Below are 19,994 nucleotides of genomic sequence, written 5' to 3'. Positions count from 1 at the left end.
GTCATCCTCCTCCTACGAAATGAACGATTTCAATCGTGTCATTTGGTTGAATTTCTACTTGTTGAAACGCTTCTTTATCAATGATTTCATGGTTCTTTTCAACGATCACCACACGGTTTTCAAGCTGATAGGCTGATAGCAGATCATAGATCGTTCCATTCTCTTGATCGAAATCAACGATTCTGCCATTCAATTGAATCTTCATACGAATAGTGCCTCCTTTCGTCCAATACGAAACGCGTGAAGCCATTCCTCTTTGACAGGTTCGCCTAATATCAGGTCACGAATGATTTCTCCAGTAATCGGCGCAAGTAAAATGCCATTCCTGTAATGCCCTGCAGCAAAAAGAATACGCTTGTCTTCTGGATGTCTTCCGATATAGGGATGCCGGTCGTTTGTCGCCGGACGAAGGCCTGCCCAGCACTCTTCAATCGGCATCTCCTTAATAGAAGGCATAAGCTGAGACGCCTTTTGAATCACAGCTTCCATGCCGCCAAGCGTTGGAACAGCCTGCCACTCGTTTGGCTTCATTGTTGCGCCGATGACAAGCTTTCCACTATCTCGCTGAACGATATAACAATGATCATGATAAATGGTGTGTGCGAGTGCCGGACCATTATTCCATACAGACACACATTCCCCTTTTACTGGATAAAGAGAATGCGATAATCCGAGTTCTTCAAAAAAACGGCCAGACCATACACCACTTGCGACTGTCAGGTCATCACATGTGAATGTGCCCTTCGTTGTTCTGACAGTTAACGCTTCTTTGTCCCGCTTCACTTCGATCACAGGTGTACACTCTTTCACATCTGCCCCGTACCGGACGGCCGCCTGCCATAAAGCCCTGCATACAGCGTAAGGTTCCACATGCACATCCTCTTCAATCAAACCTGCTCCCAGCATGTGATCTGTAACTTGAGGCATGCATTTTTTTACGCTGCTTGCGTCAAGCCATTTAAATGTAGACAAATGCTGCATCCGGCAAAGGGCTTGTTTCTCTTCTTCTGTAAAGGCGACCTTCATGATACCGCCCGCTGAAGTTCGAATATCAATGCCTGATTCATGCAGAAGATCGACTTTTAATTTTTCGTACAATGCCTGGCTTGCTCTGCCTGCCTGAAAGAAAACATCCTCATGACCCTCTCCTTCAGCATGTGCACCGAGCATCCCGGCAGCCGCACTTGTCGTTTGCTTCCCTATCTCATTCGCTTCAAATAAGACCACCTGTTTTCCTGCTTTTGCAAGGTGATAGGCGATGGAGACCCCTATGATTCCACCACCAATGATTGCAACGTCATAATGCTTTTTCATAAGGATTCTCCTTTACCTTTTCAGAAAATGCTTGTGCCATCATACGCGGCTGATGATGAGCAAAAATCCCAGACATGACAGCAATTCCTTTCACATTTGCTTGTTTCAATTCTGGAACTCGTTCTGGGGTCACCCCGCCGATGGCCACCACTGGAATCGTTAGTGCAGAAGTCAGTTTCTTCACAAGATGTACACCTCTTGCCTGAAGTCCTGGTTTACAAGAGGTAGCATATATGTGCCCAAACATGACATACTCTGCTCCATTTTTCTCTGCTGCTTTCGCTTCTTCTATCGAATGGACAGATACTCCCGCATGAAGGTGAGGAAATTTTTTTCGCAGTTCTTTTGGCGAAAAGCTGTGGCCCGGGAGATGCACCCTGTGAATATTGGTAAGCAGTGCAACGTCTACACGGTCATTGATCACGAGCTTTTCTTTCGATACACCTTCTAAAAGGAGATTCTTCACGAGATCAACAAGCTCACTTGCTGTTTTAGACCGTTCCCGAATATGAATAAAATCCACTTCAGACGCTATGGCTTTTATTTGTTTGATCAGTTCACCCGCAGGAAGGGAATCATTTGTCACTGCGTGGAGTTCCATTTGCACCAACCCCATCTAAGCATGCTGTTTGCCACATTTCTTTTTGATACGCCATCTCCCAAAAGTGATATTCGTAATAGCTTGAAATCACAAAATTTTCTTTCATATTGGCCCGTACATGGTCTGGTGCTTTTTCTGCTAGTTCATCAAAGCGATTCACTTGTTCAAAGACGAGTTCCTTAAACCAATCGCCTCCGTATGTCAAAATCCATTCTTGGTAAATTGGATGGTCAGGTGTTGTTTGTTTCAGCTTTTCACCTACCTCATAATAGAGCCAGTAACACGGTAATAGCGCGGCTAAAATCTCTTCAAACCGTCCGCTTTTTACAGATCGGTACATATGAGAGGTATACGCATAAGCAGTGGGAGAAGGCTTAAAGTTCTCAATGGCTTCATCAGAAATTTGCAGAAGCTCTGTAAATTTCCGATGCAGCGACAGCTCTGCTTCATACGTGCCCTGGGCATGATACGCCATTCTGCCCGTCGTATGTAAGTCCTCACTTATCGCCGCTCCATATGCCTGCACCTTTGCAAAATGAGTTAAATAATAAGAATCCTGCATCACGTAATAGGTGAAACGATCGAGTGAAAGTGTGCCATCTCCAATCCCTTTGACAAAAGGATGTGTAAAGCTTCCATTCCACCATGTTGCTGCAGCCTCTTTACATTCTGTTGAAAACGTCATGTTCCTCTCCTCCTGTTTTTCCATATAAAAAAGCCACTTTCCGCGTGGAAAGTGGCTTGGAATTTGTAAAAAACATAGTCAAAAACCGCACCACTTCCCTACGCAGGTATGAACCTGTTCAGGTAATGAGGGTCTAAAAGTCGACACTTTTATCTCAGCCCTTTTAAAGGACTCCCCTAGTGGATCAAATATATGATGTTGTACCTCTATCTTAATCAGGAATTGTTCATTGGTCAAGGGTTCATTGTCATTCTAATTGGGCTCTTAGTCCTGCCACATACTCCCGGGAGCCCGATACAAGCACACGGTCGCCGCTTCTAAGTGTCGTATCTCCATGCGGTACTAAGCTGTCTACCCCTCTAAAAATGCGAACAAATACCAAATCACCGGTGAAAGGAAATTCTCTTAGCATGACATTATGATAACGATGATTGTTCATTTGAATTTGATACAAAGAAGAATCCTCATTTGTTAGCAATCGAATCGCATCAGGTGCTTCAATCAAAGCTCTTAGCACCGTTTTAGATGAAAGGAAAGTAGAAAACGTATCAATTCCCGCTTCCTTCAATGTCAGCTCTGCCTCTGCTTTGTTGACACTTGCAATGACTTGTTTTGAACCTTCTTCTTTTGCAAATAAAGCAATTTCCTTATTTTTCGTCTCACTGCCTGTTGCGACGACAAGGACATCCTCTTGGCCGACGCCTGCCTTTCTCAGCGTCTCATCATCGTATTGTTCAATTGATTCGACTTCAAAGATAGAGTCTGCCAGCAGTGCTTCCTTATTTTCTTGAAACACATGCAAAATCCGAATGTCATATTCATCCTGATGTAAATCAAGTGTGACAGGTAAAGTCAGCTGATTTGCACCAATAAAGGTCACACGCTTCTTATGGCTTGCCGCTTGTTCTTTTTTAAACAGCGCTTTAAACCAAACAGGTGTTAAAATACTCGTTAGCACAGCAACTAAAATCAGCGCTCCTGACATTTTATGATCAATGACACCGAGCCGCTCACCAATCGTCGCAGCTGCAATGACGAGAGATAAAGTTGAAGTTAATAAAAAGCCGGAGCCAATGACCTTTTTCATGTCATACCATTTTTTCAAATAAAGAATCGGGATGAGCTTACTTATAAGCAGCGCAATAAACAGAAGCGGAATCATGATCATAATCGTCGGGTCCTTAAACAGTGCCCATATATTCAGATCCACTCCGACCATCACAAAAAAGATCGGGATTAAAAATCCGTAGCCAAATGAGTCCAGCTGCTGAACGAGTTCTTTATTTGGCGAAAGAAGGGACACAAGCACACCAGCTAAAAACGCCCCTAGAATATTTTCAGCCCCGAGTGATTCAGATAAGGCAACTAAGACTATAATGAGAGTAAAGATTGCCCTTGTCCCAATTTGCACGGTTCCTTTAGACATCGACTGAAAAATTGACTTTGTCTTAAATACGCGGCCAAATAAATAAAGAAGAATGCCTGCAGCAAATAATAAGAGCAGGAGCCACATGTTCCCTGTTCCATCTCCATAAATGGAGGAAAACACAGCAAGCAAAATCATCGTAACCAAATCGGCAATGACAGCTACAAGCAGAATGATTTGACCGATATTCGTCTGCATCAACTTTTCCTCTTTTAAGGTTGGCACCACTACGCCTAATGAAATGGTAGAGATAATGAGCGTCATTAAAAAGGCATTTTGGATAAACCCTGCGAGTACAAACGCATAGGACAGGATAAAGGAAATACAAAATACCCCAAGAAAAATCATGGTGGCTGCTTTAAATGTATTTGGTTCTTTTAAACCATTTGGAAGTTCTCGTGCTTTCTTCTTTGACTCAAAAGAAGAAAAATCTATTTCAAGTCCACTTAAAAACATCAGAAAAATAAAACCGAGCATGGATAATGTATCTAACCACGCATCATGTTCGACAACCAGTTGAAGACCGCTTTTCCCAATGATGAGCCCCATGATGATTTCAGCTACAACGACCGGAATGGTCAGCTTAAATCGATGCAATAAAATAGGGGTGAAAAAGGCGACAATAATAACGACAACGAGTGATGAAACAGATGTATGCTCCATTGGCTAAAGCCTCCTAACATTCATGTTTAATTTTTTAAGTCTTACGTTAAAGCATTGATTCTAACAATTGCCCAAATGAAATGAAAGCCATTCGTTATATTTTCTAAAATTCAAACTTCTTTATATCCGATGAATGGATGAAAAAATCAGGAGGAAACCTTATGAAATTCGATATTATTGGTGATATCCATGGCTGCTACGAAGAGCTGCTTACCCTCATACACAAACTAGGATACGAACTCAAACATGGATTACCCGTCCATCCTGATAAGAGAACGCTGGCCCTTGTTGGTGATCTAACAGATCGTGGACCTCGGTCAGTAGACGTCATGCGATTTGTCATTCATGCCTATTCACACGGCGCAATCCGTTATGTACCTGGCAACCACTGCTTTAAGCTTTATCGCTACTTAAAAGGAAATCCCGTCAAATTGCTTCATGGCATCGAAACCACAGTGAATGAAATAAAAAAACTGCCAATCCATGAACAAAACAAATTGTCACATGAATTTAAGCAGTTATTCGAGAAGGCTCCGCTTTATGATGTACTCATTCCTGATGAGCTGATCATTGCACACGCAGCGATGAAGGAAAAGGATATTGGAAAAAAGCCGAATAAACAAATGCGGTCCTATTTATTATTTGGTGCCGTCACAGGAGAAACATGGCCAGATGGACGGCCTGTTCGCAAGGACTGGGCAAAGGAATATCACGGAAAACCGTGGATTGTGTATGGCCATACACCAGTGAAAGAACCTCGATTCGTTGGCAGAACGGTCAATATTGATACAGGCTGCGTATTTGGCAACAAGCTGTCTGCCCTCACATACCCTGAGCTTAACACGGTCTCCGTTCCTTCATCCATGCCTTATGACGATTCTAGATTTCAGCATTTCACATCATAAAAAAACCCGGTCCTGCGCTCCAGGTGACCGGGTTTCTCTATTTAAAAAAGCAATGATTTCATATCATCAGGAAGCGGGGCTGAAAAAGTCATTTGCTCACCTGTCATCGGATGAGGAAACACAAGGGTTTCACTATGCAGTGCCTGCCGGTCTATCCGCTCGGTCGTTCCGCCATACAGCGTATCTCCGATGAGCGGATGCCCAAGAAATTGCATATGCACACGAATTTGATGTGTTCTCCCGGTTTCAAGTGAGAGAGACACATCCGACATGTTCAACTCAGCGATTACCGCTCGCACGGAATAATGCGTTACTGCCTCCTGCCCAGCATCATCAACCATCCGCTCGATAATACTATCCCCTTTTCGGGCAATTTTTGCAGCGATCGTTCCATGTTTTTCTGTGATCATGCCATGTGTAAAGGCTCTGTATGTTCGTTTAACCGCTCCACTTTTTTGCGCTTTTGATAAAAGGCTATGGGCAAACCGATGCTTCGCCACAAGCATGACACCAGATGTATCACGATCAAGACGGTTCACCAAATGAACCGTATGCCGAACAGACTGCTTGGCATAATGATGCAGTAATCCATTCGCAATACTGTGCGCAGGGTGCTCCCGAGAAGGGATCGAAGGAATATACGGCCTTTTATTCAGCACAAGGACATGCTCGTCCTCAAATATAATATCAAGTGGAATCGGTGCAGGCTTCAGCCCTTCACTCACTTTTTCCTCGGGAAATAAAATGGTGAGTCTGTCCCCTTCATGCAGCTCGCACTTCACGGTAACATGCTCTCCATTAATGAGGAGGTCACCGCCATCAAACTTAATATCCGTCAGCATTCTTTTCGAAATGCCAAGATCAATTAAATATTCCTTTAAAAGCAGCCCTTCTTCTTTGGCTGTTATGGTTTTGTTTAACGTAAAGTATTCCAGCGGGAACAACCTCTTTCTTATTCTCCTTTTCCGATAAAGGAATCTTGCACCCTTTTCCAAAACGGAAACGGTCTAAATCTGGCAAAACGGACATTCTCGTCTGCCACCCGGCATTGAATGGATTTGACGTCTTTATGAAGCAGTGTCAAATGATCAATGGTCACCTGAAAATCGACATCATTCCTCGGTTTAATCACACAAGTATGATGGTCAGGCAAAATAAGCGGTGAACCGACCGTCCGAAACACTCGGTTGTTGATTGAAGCCATTTCTGCCAGCTGAATGGCTCTAATAGAAGGATGAATAATGGCGCCACCCAGTGCCTTATTATAGGCCGTACTGCCAGATGGTGTAGACAGACAAAGGCCGTCACCTCTGAATGTTTCAAACAGCTGGCCTCTAATTTCAACATCTGCTACAAGTGTCCCTTCCATGCTTTTAATCGTACATTCATTCATTGCTAAATATTTCTCTTCTCTGCCGCCGTCGTTGTATCTGACAATGACTTCTAAGATCGGATATTCCACAATATGATAAGGCGTTTTCGCAATGGCTAAGACGAGTTTTTCAATTTCACTCGGCACCCAGTCAGCATAGAAGCCAAGATGACCTGTATGAACACCGACAAAAGCTGTTTCATTTAGACGGTCGCTATAACGGTGAAACGCATAAAGAAGGGTGCCGTCTCCACCAACCGTAATGACAAGATCCGGTTCCTCTTCATTTAGTTCCATACCAAAATCCAATAAGTAGGTCTGAATTTTACTTTTGAGCGTGTCAGATACAGAATTCCCTTTTGAAGAAACTGCAAATTTCATGAATTCTTCTCCTTTTTCACCTTGCTGCTATGAGAGGGCAGCATCATATTTGATCAAACTGGCTCAGCTGTCGTTTTTCTTTTTCCGGGAAAATGCCACTTGTGCTTCTTGAATTTCCCCTCTGATTTCGGACATTTCTTCATCGAGACGAGATGCTGCCTCAGATGCTCTTTGAAGGCGCAGCTTGACCTTCTCCGGGATATTCCCGCTATATTTATAATTCAGAGAATGCTCAATGGTCGCCCAAAAGTTCATCGCAAGCGTACGAATTTGGATTTCGACGAGGAGCTGTTTCTCTCCACTTACGGTTTGCAGCGGATATAACACAACAAGGTGGTAAGAGCGGTATCCGCTTTCTTTATGTTCTGCAATATAGTCGCGTTTATCTACAACCACAAAATCTTTACGTGACTGGAGCATTTTTTTCACGACTTGTATATCTTCTACAAACTGGCACATAATGCGAAGCCCAGCAATATCCTGCATCGTTTCAATCTCATGCATCGGGATGTTTTTACGCTTTGCCTTTTCTAATATGCTGGCAACGGGTTTCACTCGGCCTGTGACAAATTCTACTGGTGAATGGTCATCCTCGAATTCATACAGCTTTCGAATGCCTTTTAGTTTCACTTTTAATTCTTCGACTGCTTGTTTATACGGTGCGAGGAATTGATCCCATTGTTTTTTGTCCATGAAACTTCCCCCAATTCCATATACCTAATTATTTCAGAGGAATGTGCTTTTCACTTTCTCTTCCATATCTCCGTAATTGGCATTGTCTTTAATATTGTCGATTAAATAATGTAATTCCTGTTGAAGCTGAATGAGTTCCAGCGAATATTCATCCGATGCCAAATAGACAGGGATGTCACGATTCATTGCTTCTTTTAATGGAGCCCATGTATGTTCCCCTAAAATAAGATACGAAAAGGACTCCTCGGTTTCAAGTATGTAAACGAACGCAAAGTGATCAGAATCAACAAGCATTTGTCCTGATGCTTTTGCTTTTTGAATTTGCTCTTCTGACTGGATTGTCAAAATCAGCCTGTCTTCTTTTAAAGTTGCTTCTGTGATTTCAATTCTGTTTTGCATCATGATCTCCTTTACAACAAAGTACAGCTTTATTTTATCATATCAAGTTCAATATTGATAAACCGAACTTTTTGAGAAAATCCTGTTTTTCTCTTTTAAATGACCCTTTCCCAAGATTCTTCATTCATTTTGGTCCATACCTAAATTGAAAATAGAGAGAAAAAAACAGTCTTTTACATGGTGAACACACTTCATGTACAATAATCATATTTCCTCTAATGAAAGGTTGATGTCAAAATGGCACAGGAAATTGAAATCGAACTAAAGCAATTATTAATGAAAGAAGAATTTGAACAGCTGAAACAGCATTTTCAATTGAAGGATGCGGATTTCCACACGCAAACCAACTATTATTTTGATACACCTCAATTTAATATAAAATCTCAATTGGCTGCATTAAGAATGAGAGAAAAAAACGGTCAATGGGTGCTCACATTAAAGGAACCTCACGAAATAGGCTTGCTCGAAACCCACCAAACGATCGCTCCCCCAACTCAACTTGACGATTTTGAGCTGCCAGATGGTGAAGTTGCGGACAGATTAGACCACCTGAACATTCAAAAGGATCAAATCGTGTACTTTGGTTCACTTGAAACGTCAAGAGCAGAAAAAATGATTCAAGAAGGCTTAATTGTTTTGGATCACAGCCGATATTTAACAGTAGAGGACTATGAACTTGAATTTGAAGTGAGCGACCTGGAAATCGGACAAGCCGCTTTCTCCGCATTGCTCCGCAAATTTCATATTCCAGTACGAAACACGAAAAACAAAGTCGTTCGTTTTTATGAAGAAAAAATGAAAACACAGAATAGATGAATTCCTTGAAGGAGGAACATGATGAACGTCAATCAACTTCAATCCTTTATGCAGCTTCAAGCGCTTAAAACGTTACAGACAGATCCAGCACAAACGCAAATGTCTGCGGGTCAAGAATCGAATGCCCAAGCTTCATTTCAGTCGCTGCTGCAAGATTTTTTAGGCGGATCAGAATTATCACGTCTCCCGCTTTCCATCTCTGCTTTTATGGGCACGGACCCATCAACGGCTCCGAACACGCAATATGCGCGTACAAACCCATATTTATCTGCCACTTCCGGCAGTGATCAGCTTGAGGCTCAATCTTTGTATGCAAATGACAACCAATTAAATACAGCGAATGGCATTGGAAATGTCTTAAACAACAGCTACACGCCGCCGCTTCAAAAGGCTGTCTCCAGCGGCTCATCATCAAAAGAGATTAATCAAATCGTGTCACAAATGGCTCAAAAGCATGGCGTTCCCGAAAAACTGATTCACGCGGTCATCAAGCAGGAATCCGGCTACCGCACAAATGCTGTCAGCCATGCAGGTGCGCTTGGACTCATGCAGCTCATGCCATCTACTGCTAAATCACTTGGCGTCAACAATGCTTTTGATGCGTCCCAAAACATTGAAGGCGGAACGAAGTATTTAAAACAAATGCTCAATAAATATAACGGGAATATCTCACTCGCCTTAGCTGCCTATAATGCAGGCTCAGGAAATGTAGATAAATACGGAGGCATTCCTCCATTTAAAGAAACACAAAATTATGTAAAGAAAATCACAGCTCAATATTTCGCTTAAACCGAAGAGAATAACCTCTTCGGTTTTTTGTATGTCGCTTTTCCCCCTTTTTTGACTGAATGTGTTATGATATGGTCAATTGATCACAGAACCCGATTCTCTCTTTATTTCGAGCAGACCAAAGCGGTTTGTTTGTGGAATTGAGATGAGGTTGTTAAAATAAGTACAAGAATAGAAACAATAAAATAGAACAAACTGAATATCACTTTTGAAATAAATGAAATGCGCAATAGGATGAGTCATCCTATTAACTACGAGTAAAAGGAGTAGTCAACATGGTACAATCGTTTAACGCACCTTACGAAGCGGTTGGAGAGGAACTTCTATCGCAACTTGTTGATACTTTTTATGAAAATGTAAAGTGTCATCCTTTGCTTCATCCTATTTTCCCGGATGACTTAAAAGAAACAGCAAGAAAACAAAAACAATTTTTAACGCAATATTTAGGCGGACCACCGCTTTATACAGAAGAGCATGGCCACCCAATGCTGCGGGCGAGACATCTCCCTTTTCCGATTACTGAGGAGCGGGCTGACGCATGGCTTGAATGCATGGAGGATGCAATGGATCAAGTAGAATTAACCGGCGATATTCGTGACTTTTTATTTGAACGGCTTTCTCTGACGGCTCGTCATATGGTCAACCAAACACCTGAAAAGGATGGACGATCTTGAGCTGCAATACGCACGATCAATATTTCTCACACTGTCACGGACATCCTCAAAAGCCGATTGAAATCTATGTATTCATTGATCCTCTAAGCCCAGACTGCTGGTTATTAGAGCCGTCCATTAAAAAGTTGAAAATGAAATATGGCCGTTTTTTCACTTTACGAACGGTAACAAGTTCTAGTATTAATGCTTTGAATCGGAAAAGAAAGAAACATTTACTGACTGAAGCATGGGGGAAATTTGCCACTAAAACGCAGACCAAAAAAGAACAAATGCTGTCTGAACAAATTGTGACATCACCTTACCTCGCCTCACTCGCACTAAAAGCAGCGGAGCTTCAAGGCAGAAAATGCGGAATGAAGTTTTTGCGTCTCATTCAAGAATCACTTTTTTGCCATCAGCAAGATGTCACAAGTGAGCAGGTGCTGATAGAAAATGCAAAAAGTGCTGGACTGGACATCGAGGAATTCCAGCGCGACATTCATTCTCAAAGTGCTGTGAAAGCACTGCAATGTGATATGAAAATTGCAGCAGAAATGGACGTATCTGAGCTTCCGACCTTCGCCTTTTTTAATACCGTAAATGGAGACGAAGGATTAAAAATTTCAGGTGCCTACTCTTATGATATTTACGAAGAAATCCTTTTTGAAATGATTGGTGAAAAACCAACACCATCAGAACGGCCTCCAATTGAATGGTTTATTGCTTACTTTCAATTTGCTTCCGCAAAAGAGATAGCCGTTGTCTATGACCTGACGCTTGAAGAAGTTGAACGAGAAATGAAGAAGCTGGCTTTCGCTCAAAAGGTAGAACGTGTCCAAGTGCAGCAAGAAATGTTTTGGCGCTATAAAGAGAATGACCACCATACAGATCTTGATGTCTATCGCTGTGAAAATGAACATGGGTGCTGACCCATGTTTTTCTTTACCTCCACTAGGAACATTCGTTCTGTTTATAAATACGAAGAAACCGCGCCGGGATAAGCGCGGTTTCACTATGTCTTAACGACAACAAAGGGGATGGGAGAAATTTTTCACGGTCAAACAAAGGGGTAATGTTTGTATGTGATTAATTTCACATCTGTAGTATATCAAATTTTGTCGACTTATGACAACAGATATACTATATGTTCATATTTTTGTCACAAAACATAAGAGGGTTGTCACTTTCATATAGTAAAAGTAACAAAAAAATGGGGGGATCTGCATGCGCAGCACAACTATTGGACTTGTTGCCATTGGCTTATGTTTCTTTTTAAATATATTAGGCTTAATGAAGATGCTTCCTCTTTATTTGACGTCTCCACTCTTATTTGCTTCGATTCTTTTTACGCTTTATCGAATGAATCACCGTAAGACCTTTAGAGGTTTTAAAGGATGATTGACATGGAACGGCCTCGACATCTGAAGAGGTCTTTTTTTATGAGAAAAAAACTCCTGTCAAAAGATGAGATAGCACTCACACGTCTGACAGAAGTCTTTTCATTACTCACCTGTTTTGGAGATGAGCTCTTCCATTTCTTTTAGTTTTTCTTCGAACAATTGACATGCTGCTTCGATTGGTTCTTTAGAAGCCATATCAACCCCTGCTTTTTTCAGCACATTGATTGGATAATCAGAGCTTCCTGCTTTAAGGAAATCGGTGTAGCGCTCTACCGCTGGTTTTCCTTCTTGTAATATTTGCTTGCTTAATGCCTGCGCCGCACTATAGCCTGTCGCGTATTGATACACATAATAGTTGTAATAGAAATGAGGGATTCTCGTCCACTCTAATCCGATTTCCTTATCAACCACCATACCGTCACCAAAGTACTTCTTGTTCAGGTCATAATAAAGGTTCGTCATAAATTCTGGCGTTAAAGCCTCTCCTTCTTGTGCTTTCACATGAATAAGATGCTCAAACTCAGCAAACATCGTTTGTCTAAATACCGTTCCTCTAAATCCTTCTAACAAGTGGTTTAATACATACAAACGCTGCTTTTTATCGTCTAAATGATTAAGCAGGTATTCACCTAGTAACGCCTCATTTGTAGTGGAAGCCACTTCCGCTACAAAGATACTGTAGTTTCCATACGGATATGGCTGGTGCTTTCTTGTATAGTAGCTGTGTACAGAATGCCCAAATTCATGAGCCAGTGTAAACAAATTATCAATGTTATTTTGCCAGTTCATGAGGATATATGGATTTGTACCATAGCTCCCAGATGAATAAGCACCGCTTCGTTTCCCTTTATTCTCATAAACGTCTACCCAGCGATTTTCGAGTCCTTCTTTTAACACGGACACATATTCTTCTCCTAATGGGGCTAACCCTTTCAGCATATAATCCTTTGCTTCATCGTAGGTGAGCTTCATGCCAGCATCTTTCACAAGTGGTGTGTACAAGTCGTAATTGTGCACTTCATCAAGCTTTAATACCTTTTTACGTAATTCAATATAACGGTGTAATAACGGTAAATATTGATGAACTGTATCAATTAGATTGTCATACACTTCTTCCGGGATGCTGTTTCGTGATAATGCCGCTTCTCTTGCCGATTTGTAATTTCGTACTTTTGCATAAAAATTATCCTTCTTAATTGAACCGCTCAGTGTAGAAGCAAGTGTATTCTTATACTGATCATACGTTTTATACACAGCTTTAAAGGCATTCTTTCTCACTTCACGATCATCACTATTTAAAAATGTGATAAAGTTGCCGTGGGTAATCTTCTTTTCCTCCCCATTCTCATCCTTTACAGAAGGAAAAGAAATGTCGGCGTTGTTAAACATACTAAAAGTAGTAGATGAAGATGAAAGTGGTTCAGAGGCCTCAGCTAATAAAGCTTCTTGCTCCTCACTTAAAATATGTGGACGCTCTTTATTAATTTCTTCGAGAGCATGTGAGTACAGTTTTAATTCTTCTTTTTCTAGTATGAATTGCTGCAATTTATCTTCTTGAATCGATAAAATCTCTGGAACAATATAAGCAGATGTACTAGACAGCTGTGTAAATAGATTTGATGCCTTATCATTTAACGCCTGAAATGATGAGTTCGTTGTATCTTCATCGTATTTCATGTGCGCATATGTATAAAGCTTGCCAAGCTTTTCAGAAAGTTGATCCTGAAAGGTTAGGGCTTCATACAGGACATCAGCAGAATGGGCCAGCTTGCCTTTAAACTGAGCCAGCTTCGGAATTTCTTTTTTGACCGCTTCGAATTCCTTGTTCCATGCATCGACGCTTTCAAAAATATCTTCAAGACGCCATTTGTTTTCTTCTTTTACTTCGCTTCTGTCTGGTAGATGATTGTTTTTGTTTTGTGAAGTCATATGAATCCCCCTTGCTTGAGTTGTGTTGAACCAACCTTTCGGAAAGTGAAAGAAATTGGTGTTGTATTTATCTTCTTTGTTTTGAACTATATTTGTCAAATCATATGCAGAAATAAATACCAAACAGACTAAAAAAATGAGAAAAAAGCGTTTCTTTTGATTCAATAGCAGCACCACCTTTTTCTTATCATGATCAAAGTGGTTATGAAACATGCTAATGAAATAAGAAAGCATCTCGTTTTAACACTTCATCTAGTGTTCGTATTGGCATTTGATTCGACGATACTTCATAATTACCCTCTTTCGTCATATGTAAAAACCCTTGTCTTACAAGCGCATTTACATATGCAGTGACCACCTCTTTTATTTCTTCTCTTGAAACATCGCCATATCGGAGTTTCACTTCTTTCATTTGCACACATCGATTGATTTCCATCATTAGCTGCTGAATTGTCACTCTTCCGCTTCCTTTTTTCCTCATCATCCAATCATAGAGACACCCCTGCCAAACATACACGGGACTTGTAAAAATATACGCTTCTTGCACTGGAATAAATAATTCAGTTGGCAAAAAAGGGAATGCTGTTTGATGATGCTCATAAAAAATATCTCTCAAACGTTTGCTTTCATTTGATAAAATTCGAGGAGGACGCAACCTAAATTGCTGTATACATTTAATCCATTGTTGGTTTACTTGACGCTTGCTTGAAGGCGGAGATAGAAATGCCGGAATTTCGCGGTATGCTGAAGGTGGTCTGACAGTCATTGCCGCACATATTTTCGTTGATTGAAAAACAAGGAATTGATCAAGATGGATGAACCTATTCTGGATCGGGCAGAAAAAAATCAACCGCCTTTCCTCTGATTCCCTTAAAATTCCCCAATGAATGGAGCAGAAAGAAAAAAGCTGGGCAGATTTTCGGTTTAAACGATTTGCCCCTATCATCCATATGGGAAAGAGCCCTGCCTCGCGGAGACCTGCTGTTCTTCTGCGAAGCTCTTGCCGGGAAATATTTGCACATTGAAATTCAATGGCATAAGTTTCATTTCCTATAGAGACGGTCACATCAGGACGCTGATGAATCTTTGACATATACTTTTCCAGCGCCGGTTTATGTCCAAGCCCCTTCAGCCAATTCACAATAGCTTTCTTTCCCGCCTGATGATAAGCCGTTTCGCCAGAGGCTAACGGACATGCTGTCAGCTGTTTATGCGCAAAATGATAGACACGATGCTCCCCTAGCTTTAATTGCACCTCCTCCCTGCACTCAGGACAATAAAATTTGCACGTCGTTCTTACATGCTCAAGACGGCTTTTCGATAAATGATGTGTCATTCGGATAAGCTTACCGTTATCCATAATTGCTGTATTCATTCAGTTCGCCCCTCGCTCTTTGATGACCGTATTATAGCTTGTTCGTCTATAAGGAAGCGAAAAGGCAAAATGAATTTTTACCGTGTCAAAAGATGATTTTAATAATCATCTCTTCAGGAAAATTAAAAATCCCCCTTATAGAAAAGGGGGAAAATACAATTTTTATAAAAGTGGTGATAATAATCTTGCTGTTGATTCAAACAGTCTGACCCCCAAAGGTCTCTTTGCAAACTCTTCTGGAACAATTTCATGTGACTGCTCTAAATCACCTAAGAAATCGTTGACGAGCTTCTCAGTGCTTTTTGTTTTATAGAGGAAGGCATTCACTTCAAAGTTCAAATGAAAGCTTCTCATATCCATGTTTGCCGTTCCTATCGAAGCCAGCTCGCTATCCACAATAATAAATTTACTATGCATAAAGCCTTGATCATACTCGTACACCTTTGCCCCTGCGTCAAGAAGCTCCGGGAAGTATGAACGAGACGCATGGAAAACAATCCGTTTATCTGGATTCTTTGGAGCAATAATCCGTACATCTACTCCGCTCAATGCGGCAATTTTCAATGCGGACAAAATATCATCATCCGGCACAAAATACGGTGAAGCGATCCAGATGGACTTTTTGGCGGAGATGATCATGGAGAAAAAGAGATTTTTAATGACCTCCCACTGCTTGTCAGGCCCGCCAGCAATCATTTGTACGCCTTCTGTTGTACTCTCAAGGTGGCTGAAATCTTTGAAATAGTCCACACCTGAGCATCTTTCATTCGTCATATAATACCAATCCTGCATGAAAATCTGCTGGAGGTCACGAACAGCTTCGCCCTTAATCATCAAATGAGTATCACGCCAGAATCCATATTGTCTGCTTCTGCCCATGTATTCGTCTCCAATGTTAAGCCCGCCGACAAATCCCACTTCCCCATCAATTACGACAATTTTTCTATGATTTCGGAAGTTGATTTTATTATTTAAAAGGGGGAGCCTTACTGGTAAAAACGGAACGATCTGAACGCCAGCCTTTTCTAGGTCAGCAATATATTGACGGGAGAGATTTAAGCTTCCTACATCGTCATATAAAAAGCGGACAATCACGCCATTTTTCGCTTTTTCAATGAGAATGTCCTTTAATTCTTGGCCAAGGTCATCGTGGCGGAGAATGTAATATTCTAAATGAATGTGATGTGTTGCTTTTTTAATCTCTTCAAAAATATGAGAGAATGTTTCTTCACCATTGGTTAAGACTTTAGAGGACGTGCGATATGTAATAGGAGTATGTCCAAGTCTGTGGGCCAGCTTAAATAAGAGCTGCTGATGATCACCCATATGCGTCATTTTTTCAATTGCTTCTCTATGGATACTTTCATCTTCCTGGATTAACTTCTCGTCCAATACCGCCTTCTTTTCAAACAGCCGGCGCTTTTTAATATTGCGTCCAAAGAAAATGTAGAACAAAAAGCCGAATAACGGAAAGCTGCCAAGCAGGACAAGCCATGTAATCGTTTGAGACGGATTCCGGTTCTCCAAGAAAATAACAAATCCGATGAAAATAATCGATAACGTAAACAGAACACTGACAGAACTTAATACACTTACCGCTAAATCACCGACAATCAATTGGATGATTAAATAAGCACCTATCGTAATGATTAGAAAAAATAGAACTTTGACTACATTTCTCATTTATTTTTCTCCTTGCCGATCTCTTTATTTACCTATTCATTCAGATAAAAAAGCCGATTCCTCTATAGAAATCGACTTTTTGTGAGTTACGAGAAGTGCTGTTGAATCGTTTCAAGGGCATTCCCTTCGATAATCAGCTGACCGTATTCTTTCAGTCTGTAGATGCTGACCACTGATTCATGAGCATATTCAAGCAAAATGCTGAGCTTATTCTCCACTTGCTCATCTGACAAATCCTCGTGGAAGTCAACATATAGATAATAACGGTTTTCAAACGAATATAAACTTGTGGTAAAATCCTGCATATTTAATTGAGAAAGTGCAATCAAATCTTCAAAGTCATCCATTTTCAACACGAATTGAAGTTGAAGTTTTTTGTCCTTCTCATTATGGTCTTCTTGATCTTGCTCTTCTTTATGAAAATCATCAAGCAGTGCGTCTAAGCTTTCTTCATCTGTTTGATCTTTTTTATCTTCTGGAATCGGCAATTCGAGCTTTTGTCCATCTTTAGAAAGTTGGGCTTTTGTCACGACAATTTCAAGACCTTTATCAAGTGCCTGTACTTGAATCCAAAGCGGCCCCTCTACTGCAAATTCTTCTTCTTCGTGCACTTCGTCCATTACTTCCCAAAACAGCTCTTCACTGCGCTCACGATTATACCAAATCTCTTCACGGTCAAATCCGCGATCTTCAATATCACCGTAGGAAATATAAAATTTTACTGTATGTTCATTTATTCTTTCGATTTCCATTTTGCCAACCTTCCCTTCTATATAAGATGTTGAAGGGACATACAAGCTCCCAATTAATAGTACTTTACTACACTTTACCCGTTCCGTCTACATGTTAACCGTTTAAAGAATTGAGGTATTGCTTCGTACTGTCTATTTTATGATAAAACATGAATAAAAGAAATAAAAACGCATTTTTTGCAGAGAAAACTTGCAGAAACATATATTTGAATTGTCTTCATATATTGGTTGTACGAGCTCTATTAGGACAAGAGGTGAAATGGATGGAAACAGAGTGGATCGTATCCTTACTGATGATTATTGGCATAGACCTGATTTTAGGCGGAGATAATGCGCTCATCATTGCGATGGCCAGTCGAAGTTTATCACATGACAAACGCAATAAAGCCATTTGGATCGGCACTCTTTTGGCCGTTCTGATGAGAATTACAATGACTGGTGCCGCAGTTTATTTATTGACTATCCCTTATTTGCAGTTTATTGGCGGTCTTTTTCTCCTTTATATAGGATACAATCTGTTAATTGAACAAAAAAAGGAATCGATTCGGATTAAGAGCAGCGGCTCCCTTTGGCGTGCGGTTCAAACCATTGTGATTGCAGACCTCTTTATGTCACTTGATAATGTCATCGCAGTTGCAGGTGCGGCAAAAGGCAACATGATTCTGACCGCTTTTGGCCTCATGATTTCTGTACCGATTATTATTTGGGGAAGCAAGCTGATTCATGCAGCTTTAACTAAATTTCCGTTTCTTTTATACGGAGGAAGTGCGCTTTTGGCCTTTACTGGCGGAGAAATGATTGTGCGTGATGTGAAATTGACTGAATTTATGTCACAGCATGCCACGCTTGAATTGATGCTACCGTTTTTAACCGTCATTACAGTCATATTAGCAAGCCTCTTTTACGAACAAACGGCTGAAAACAAATAAAAAAAGCTGCCAAATGATCGGCAGCTTTTCGTATTTTTATTAGTTAGCAAGTCGCTGAGCTTCTCTTAGTTGGAATGTACGAACCGTTCTTGGTAAGAAACGTCTAATTTCATCTTCATTGTACCCAACTTGTAATCTTTTTTCATCCAAGATAATTGGACGACGCAAAAGACCTGGATGCTCATTGATTAGTTTATACAATTGTTGAAGCGGCATTGTCTCAACATTGACATTTAGTTTTTGGAATACTTTTGAACGTGTTGAGATAATTTCATCTGTACCGTCTTCTGTCATTCGAAGAATTTCTTTGATTTCATCGATTGAAAGAGGCTCAGAAAAAATGTTTCTCTCTTGATATGGGATATTGTGCTCTTCTAACCACGCTCTTGCTTTTCTACATGATGTACAGCTTGGTGATGTGTATAATGTTACCATAAATCTTCACTCCTCAATTTGTAGAATGAATATTGATCTGTATTCTTAAATTAAAATTGTTCTAAATAAGTAATCTTTATAGTGATTATACTATAAAAAAGTAAGTGTGAACAGATTTTCTTGCAATTTTTGTGACAAAAACTAGACAATTTTATTCATTTTGTGGTGCTGCTTGATGTCTGAACATTCTCATTTAGTCGAGATGATCGAAAATATTTTTTTGCTTTCTATTTTCAATGATCTTCAATACATCATCAACGTCCTCATACGATTGTCCATACCATTCTTCATCTTTATACGTATGGATTCGTTCATAGGTCTTCCTCATGGCTTCCATGATCTCTTCCTCGTCATTTGTAAGAGGCGACCAATAAAGAATTTCCATGCGGTTCACTTCATTTGTTGCAAGTGACCTGCGTTTATAACCGATTGATTCTGCATGCTTGAAGTGCTCTCTTTGGTAAAACTTTAGGCGTTTTGCAGTATCTGCATCATCTTCATCTACAGGCTCGACCTCAAGCAAGATCGGTTTCTTTTTTTCCTTCAGCTTATGAATAAGCTTTGATCCGAGGCCTTCACCTCTTGCATCTTTGGAAACAAATAAATAATCAATAAAGATGAAAGAATCAAATTCGGCGTACATCATCACATGATGAGGTCCTTCCTCCTTATGATAAATATCACTTCTTTCCTTTAATAAAGCTTCCATATGCTCTTTTGACTTCATTTCTTCTATCGGGAAATATTCACTGAGCTTTTCATACCAATTCATGGATCTGCTCCTTATGCTATAG

22 protein-coding genes and 1 riboswitch are annotated in these 19,994 nt (G+C 40.6%); of the genes, 7 read left to right on the top strand and 15 right to left on the bottom strand.

The features are described 5' to 3' along the window. Nucleotide 1: 1 nt before the first annotated feature. The 5 genes from thiS to NSQ76_RS06275 form a co-directional block, all read right to left on the bottom strand. Nucleotides 2–205, bottom strand: coding sequence for a sulfur carrier protein ThiS (thiS, locus tag NSQ76_RS06295; protein ID WP_024426466.1), 204 nt, complete (start codon nucleotides 203–205; stop codon nucleotides 2–4). Beyond that, nucleotides 202–1,314: a glycine oxidase ThiO gene (gene thiO / locus NSQ76_RS06290; RefSeq protein ID WP_025093415.1), complete on the bottom strand. Its 1,113-nt coding sequence runs from the start codon at nucleotides 1,312–1,314 to the stop codon at nucleotides 202–204. The genes thiS and thiO overlap by 4 nt, the downstream gene beginning before the upstream one ends. Then, nucleotides 1,298–1,915, bottom strand: a complete 618-nt coding sequence (gene tenI / locus NSQ76_RS06285) for a thiazole tautomerase TenI (protein ID WP_171464151.1) — start codon at nucleotides 1,913–1,915, stop codon at nucleotides 1,298–1,300. The genes thiO and tenI overlap by 17 nt, the downstream gene beginning before the upstream one ends. Next, complete coding sequence (gene tenA / locus NSQ76_RS06280) at nucleotides 1,890–2,600, bottom strand: thiaminase II (protein WP_024425024.1); 711 nt, start codon at nucleotides 2,598–2,600, stop codon at nucleotides 1,890–1,892. The genes tenI and tenA overlap by 26 nt, the downstream gene beginning before the upstream one ends. A gap of 78 nt (nucleotides 2,601–2,678) precedes the next feature. Further along, nucleotides 2,679–2,788, bottom strand: a riboswitch (TPP riboswitch). A gap of 59 nt (nucleotides 2,789–2,847) precedes the next feature. After that, complete coding sequence (locus tag NSQ76_RS06275; protein ID WP_286099040.1) at nucleotides 2,848–4,689, bottom strand: monovalent cation:proton antiporter family protein; 1,842 nt, start codon at nucleotides 4,687–4,689, stop codon at nucleotides 2,848–2,850. Between the two features lie 161 nt (nucleotides 4,690–4,850). On the opposite strand from NSQ76_RS06275, the gene prpE reads away from it, so the two are divergent. Then, nucleotides 4,851–5,594, top strand: a complete 744-nt coding sequence (prpE, locus tag NSQ76_RS06270) for a bis(5'-nucleosyl)-tetraphosphatase PrpE (RefSeq protein ID WP_024426469.1) — start codon at nucleotides 4,851–4,853, stop codon at nucleotides 5,592–5,594. Nucleotides 5,595–5,635: 41 nt separating this feature from the next. On the opposite strand, the gene NSQ76_RS06265 is transcribed toward prpE, so the two are convergent. From NSQ76_RS06265 to NSQ76_RS06250, 4 genes are all read right to left on the bottom strand, one after another. Beyond that, nucleotides 5,636–6,538: an RluA family pseudouridine synthase gene (locus NSQ76_RS06265; protein WP_034621762.1), complete on the bottom strand. Its 903-nt coding sequence runs from the start codon at nucleotides 6,536–6,538 to the stop codon at nucleotides 5,636–5,638. Nucleotides 6,539–6,546: 8 nt separating this feature from the next. Beyond that, nucleotides 6,547–7,347 (bottom strand): NAD kinase, encoded by an 801-nt coding sequence (locus NSQ76_RS06260; protein WP_003211364.1) that lies wholly within the window; start codon nucleotides 7,345–7,347, stop codon nucleotides 6,547–6,549. A gap of 63 nt (nucleotides 7,348–7,410) precedes the next feature. Further along, complete coding sequence (locus tag NSQ76_RS06255) at nucleotides 7,411–8,040, bottom strand: GTP pyrophosphokinase (protein ID WP_024425028.1); 630 nt, start codon at nucleotides 8,038–8,040, stop codon at nucleotides 7,411–7,413. Nucleotides 8,041–8,073: 33 nt separating this feature from the next. Next, on the bottom strand, nucleotides 8,074–8,439 hold the full coding sequence (locus tag NSQ76_RS06250) for a UPF0738 family protein (RefSeq protein WP_024425029.1): 366 nt from the start codon (nucleotides 8,437–8,439) through the stop codon (nucleotides 8,074–8,076). Between the two features lie 237 nt (nucleotides 8,440–8,676). Between NSQ76_RS06250 and NSQ76_RS06245 the strand changes: the two genes are divergently transcribed. The 5 genes from NSQ76_RS06245 (at nucleotide 8,677) to NSQ76_RS06225 (ending at nucleotide 12,095) form a co-directional block, all read left to right on the top strand. Then, on the top strand, nucleotides 8,677–9,255 hold the full coding sequence (locus NSQ76_RS06245) for a CYTH domain-containing protein (RefSeq protein WP_341053044.1): 579 nt from the start codon (nucleotides 8,677–8,679) through the stop codon (nucleotides 9,253–9,255). 21 nt (nucleotides 9,256–9,276) lie between these two features. Continuing rightward, the gene (locus NSQ76_RS06240; RefSeq protein ID WP_024425031.1) at nucleotides 9,277–10,044 is read left to right on the top strand and encodes a lytic transglycosylase domain-containing protein; all 768 of its coding nucleotides are present in this window, start codon (nucleotides 9,277–9,279) and stop codon (nucleotides 10,042–10,044) included. Nucleotides 10,045–10,319: 275 nt separating this feature from the next. After that, nucleotides 10,320–10,718: a globin domain-containing protein gene (locus tag NSQ76_RS06235; protein ID WP_341053041.1), complete on the top strand. Its 399-nt coding sequence runs from the start codon at nucleotides 10,320–10,322 to the stop codon at nucleotides 10,716–10,718. Further along, the gene (locus tag NSQ76_RS06230) at nucleotides 10,715–11,626 is read left to right on the top strand and encodes a ClpXP adapter SpxH family protein (RefSeq protein WP_024425033.1); all 912 of its coding nucleotides are present in this window, start codon (nucleotides 10,715–10,717) and stop codon (nucleotides 11,624–11,626) included. Before NSQ76_RS06235 ends, NSQ76_RS06230 begins: the two co-directional genes overlap by 4 nt. Nucleotides 11,627–11,921: 295 nt before the next feature. Next, nucleotides 11,922–12,095, top strand: a complete 174-nt coding sequence (locus NSQ76_RS06225) for a hypothetical protein (protein ID WP_024425034.1) — start codon at nucleotides 11,922–11,924, stop codon at nucleotides 12,093–12,095. A 104-nt stretch (nucleotides 12,096–12,199) separates the two neighbouring features. On the opposite strand, the gene pepF is transcribed toward NSQ76_RS06225, so the two are convergent. The 4 genes from pepF to mecA form a co-directional block, all read right to left on the bottom strand. Then, on the bottom strand, nucleotides 12,200–14,026 hold the full coding sequence (gene pepF / locus NSQ76_RS06220; protein WP_281733681.1) for an oligoendopeptidase F: 1,827 nt from the start codon (nucleotides 14,024–14,026) through the stop codon (nucleotides 12,200–12,202). Nucleotides 14,027–14,240: 214 nt separating this feature from the next. After that, the gene (locus tag NSQ76_RS06215; RefSeq protein ID WP_341053038.1) at nucleotides 14,241–15,401 is read right to left on the bottom strand and encodes a competence protein CoiA; all 1,161 of its coding nucleotides are present in this window, start codon (nucleotides 15,399–15,401) and stop codon (nucleotides 14,241–14,243) included. A gap of 162 nt (nucleotides 15,402–15,563) precedes the next feature. Further along, entirely contained in the window at nucleotides 15,564–17,084 is a 1,521-nt protein-coding gene (gene cls / locus NSQ76_RS06210; protein ID WP_024426475.1) for a cardiolipin synthase, read from the bottom strand. Nucleotides 17,085–17,170: 86 nt separating this feature from the next. Continuing rightward, entirely contained in the window at nucleotides 17,171–17,836 is a 666-nt protein-coding gene (mecA, locus tag NSQ76_RS06205) for an adaptor protein MecA (protein ID WP_024425038.1), read from the bottom strand. A gap of 263 nt (nucleotides 17,837–18,099) precedes the next feature. Here mecA and NSQ76_RS06200 point away from each other — a divergent pair, with 263 nt between their 5' ends. Beyond that, nucleotides 18,100–18,765: a TerC family protein gene (locus tag NSQ76_RS06200; protein WP_024426476.1), complete on the top strand. Its 666-nt coding sequence runs from the start codon at nucleotides 18,100–18,102 to the stop codon at nucleotides 18,763–18,765. Nucleotides 18,766–18,804: 39 nt separating this feature from the next. Here NSQ76_RS06200 and spxA read toward each other — a convergent pair whose 3' ends face one another. Together spxA and NSQ76_RS06190 are read right to left on the bottom strand one after the other, a co-directional pair. After that, nucleotides 18,805–19,200, bottom strand: a complete 396-nt coding sequence (spxA, locus tag NSQ76_RS06195; RefSeq protein WP_003211421.1) for a transcriptional regulator SpxA — start codon at nucleotides 19,198–19,200, stop codon at nucleotides 18,805–18,807. Between the two features lie 193 nt (nucleotides 19,201–19,393). Beyond that, complete coding sequence (locus NSQ76_RS06190; RefSeq protein WP_025093407.1) at nucleotides 19,394–19,972, bottom strand: GNAT family N-acetyltransferase; 579 nt, start codon at nucleotides 19,970–19,972, stop codon at nucleotides 19,394–19,396. Nucleotides 19,973–19,994 lie beyond the last annotated feature (22 nt).

The sequence above is a fragment of the Bacillus sp. FSL M8-0256 genome (assembly GCF_038005765.1).
Classification (GTDB): Bacteria; Bacillota; Bacilli; order Bacillales; family Bacillaceae; genus Bacillus; species Bacillus safensis.
The sequence above is the reverse complement of the archived record's forward strand: the minus strand, read 5'-3'. Positions and strand labels throughout refer to the sequence as shown.

Coding starts and splice junctions, on each gene's coding strand:
- NSQ76_RS06250 (WP_024425029.1), bottom strand. CDS start 8,439: ATGCAAAACAGAATTGAAATCACAGAAGCAACTTTAAAAGAAGACAGG.
- NSQ76_RS06235 (WP_341053041.1), top strand. CDS start 10,320: ATGGTACAATCGTTTAACGCACCTTACGAAGCGGTTGGAGAGGAACTT.
- tenA (WP_024425024.1), bottom strand. CDS start 2,600: ATGACGTTTTCAACAGAATGTAAAGAGGCTGCAGCAACATGGTGGAAT.
- NSQ76_RS06260 (WP_003211364.1), bottom strand. CDS start 7,347: ATGAAATTTGCAGTTTCTTCAAAAGGGAATTCTGTATCTGACACGCTC.
- NSQ76_RS06245 (WP_341053044.1), top strand. CDS start 8,677: ATGGCACAGGAAATTGAAATCGAACTAAAGCAATTATTAATGAAAGAA.
- NSQ76_RS06275 (WP_286099040.1), bottom strand. CDS start 4,689: ATGGAGCATACATCTGTTTCATCACTCGTTGTCGTTATTATTGTCGCC.
- thiS (WP_024426466.1), bottom strand. CDS start 205: ATGAAGATTCAATTGAATGGCAGAATCGTTGATTTCGATCAAGAGAAT.
- tenI (WP_171464151.1), bottom strand. CDS start 1,915: ATGGAACTCCACGCAGTGACAAATGATTCCCTTCCTGCGGGTGAACTG.
- NSQ76_RS06190 (WP_025093407.1), bottom strand. CDS start 19,972: ATGAATTGGTATGAAAAGCTCAGTGAATATTTCCCGATAGAAGAAATG.
- spxA (WP_003211421.1), bottom strand. CDS start 19,200: ATGGTAACATTATACACATCACCAAGCTGTACATCATGTAGAAAAGCA.
- NSQ76_RS06215 (WP_341053038.1), bottom strand. CDS start 15,401: ATGAATACAGCAATTATGGATAACGGTAAGCTTATCCGAATGACACAT.
- mecA (WP_024425038.1), bottom strand. CDS start 17,836: ATGGAAATCGAAAGAATAAATGAACATACAGTAAAATTTTATATTTCC.
- NSQ76_RS06200 (WP_024426476.1), top strand. CDS start 18,100: ATGGAAACAGAGTGGATCGTATCCTTACTGATGATTATTGGCATAGAC.
- pepF (WP_281733681.1), bottom strand. CDS start 14,026: ATGACTTCACAAAACAAAAACAATCATCTACCAGACAGAAGCGAAGTA.
- NSQ76_RS06255 (WP_024425028.1), bottom strand. CDS start 8,040: ATGGACAAAAAACAATGGGATCAATTCCTCGCACCGTATAAACAAGCA.
- NSQ76_RS06225 (WP_024425034.1), top strand. CDS start 11,922: ATGCGCAGCACAACTATTGGACTTGTTGCCATTGGCTTATGTTTCTTT.
- NSQ76_RS06240 (WP_024425031.1), top strand. CDS start 9,277: ATGAACGTCAATCAACTTCAATCCTTTATGCAGCTTCAAGCGCTTAAA.
- thiO (WP_025093415.1), bottom strand. CDS start 1,314: ATGAAAAAGCATTATGACGTTGCAATCATTGGTGGTGGAATCATAGGG.
- cls (WP_024426475.1), bottom strand. CDS start 17,084: ATGAGAAATGTAGTCAAAGTTCTATTTTTTCTAATCATTACGATAGGT.
- prpE (WP_024426469.1), top strand. CDS start 4,851: ATGAAATTCGATATTATTGGTGATATCCATGGCTGCTACGAAGAGCTG.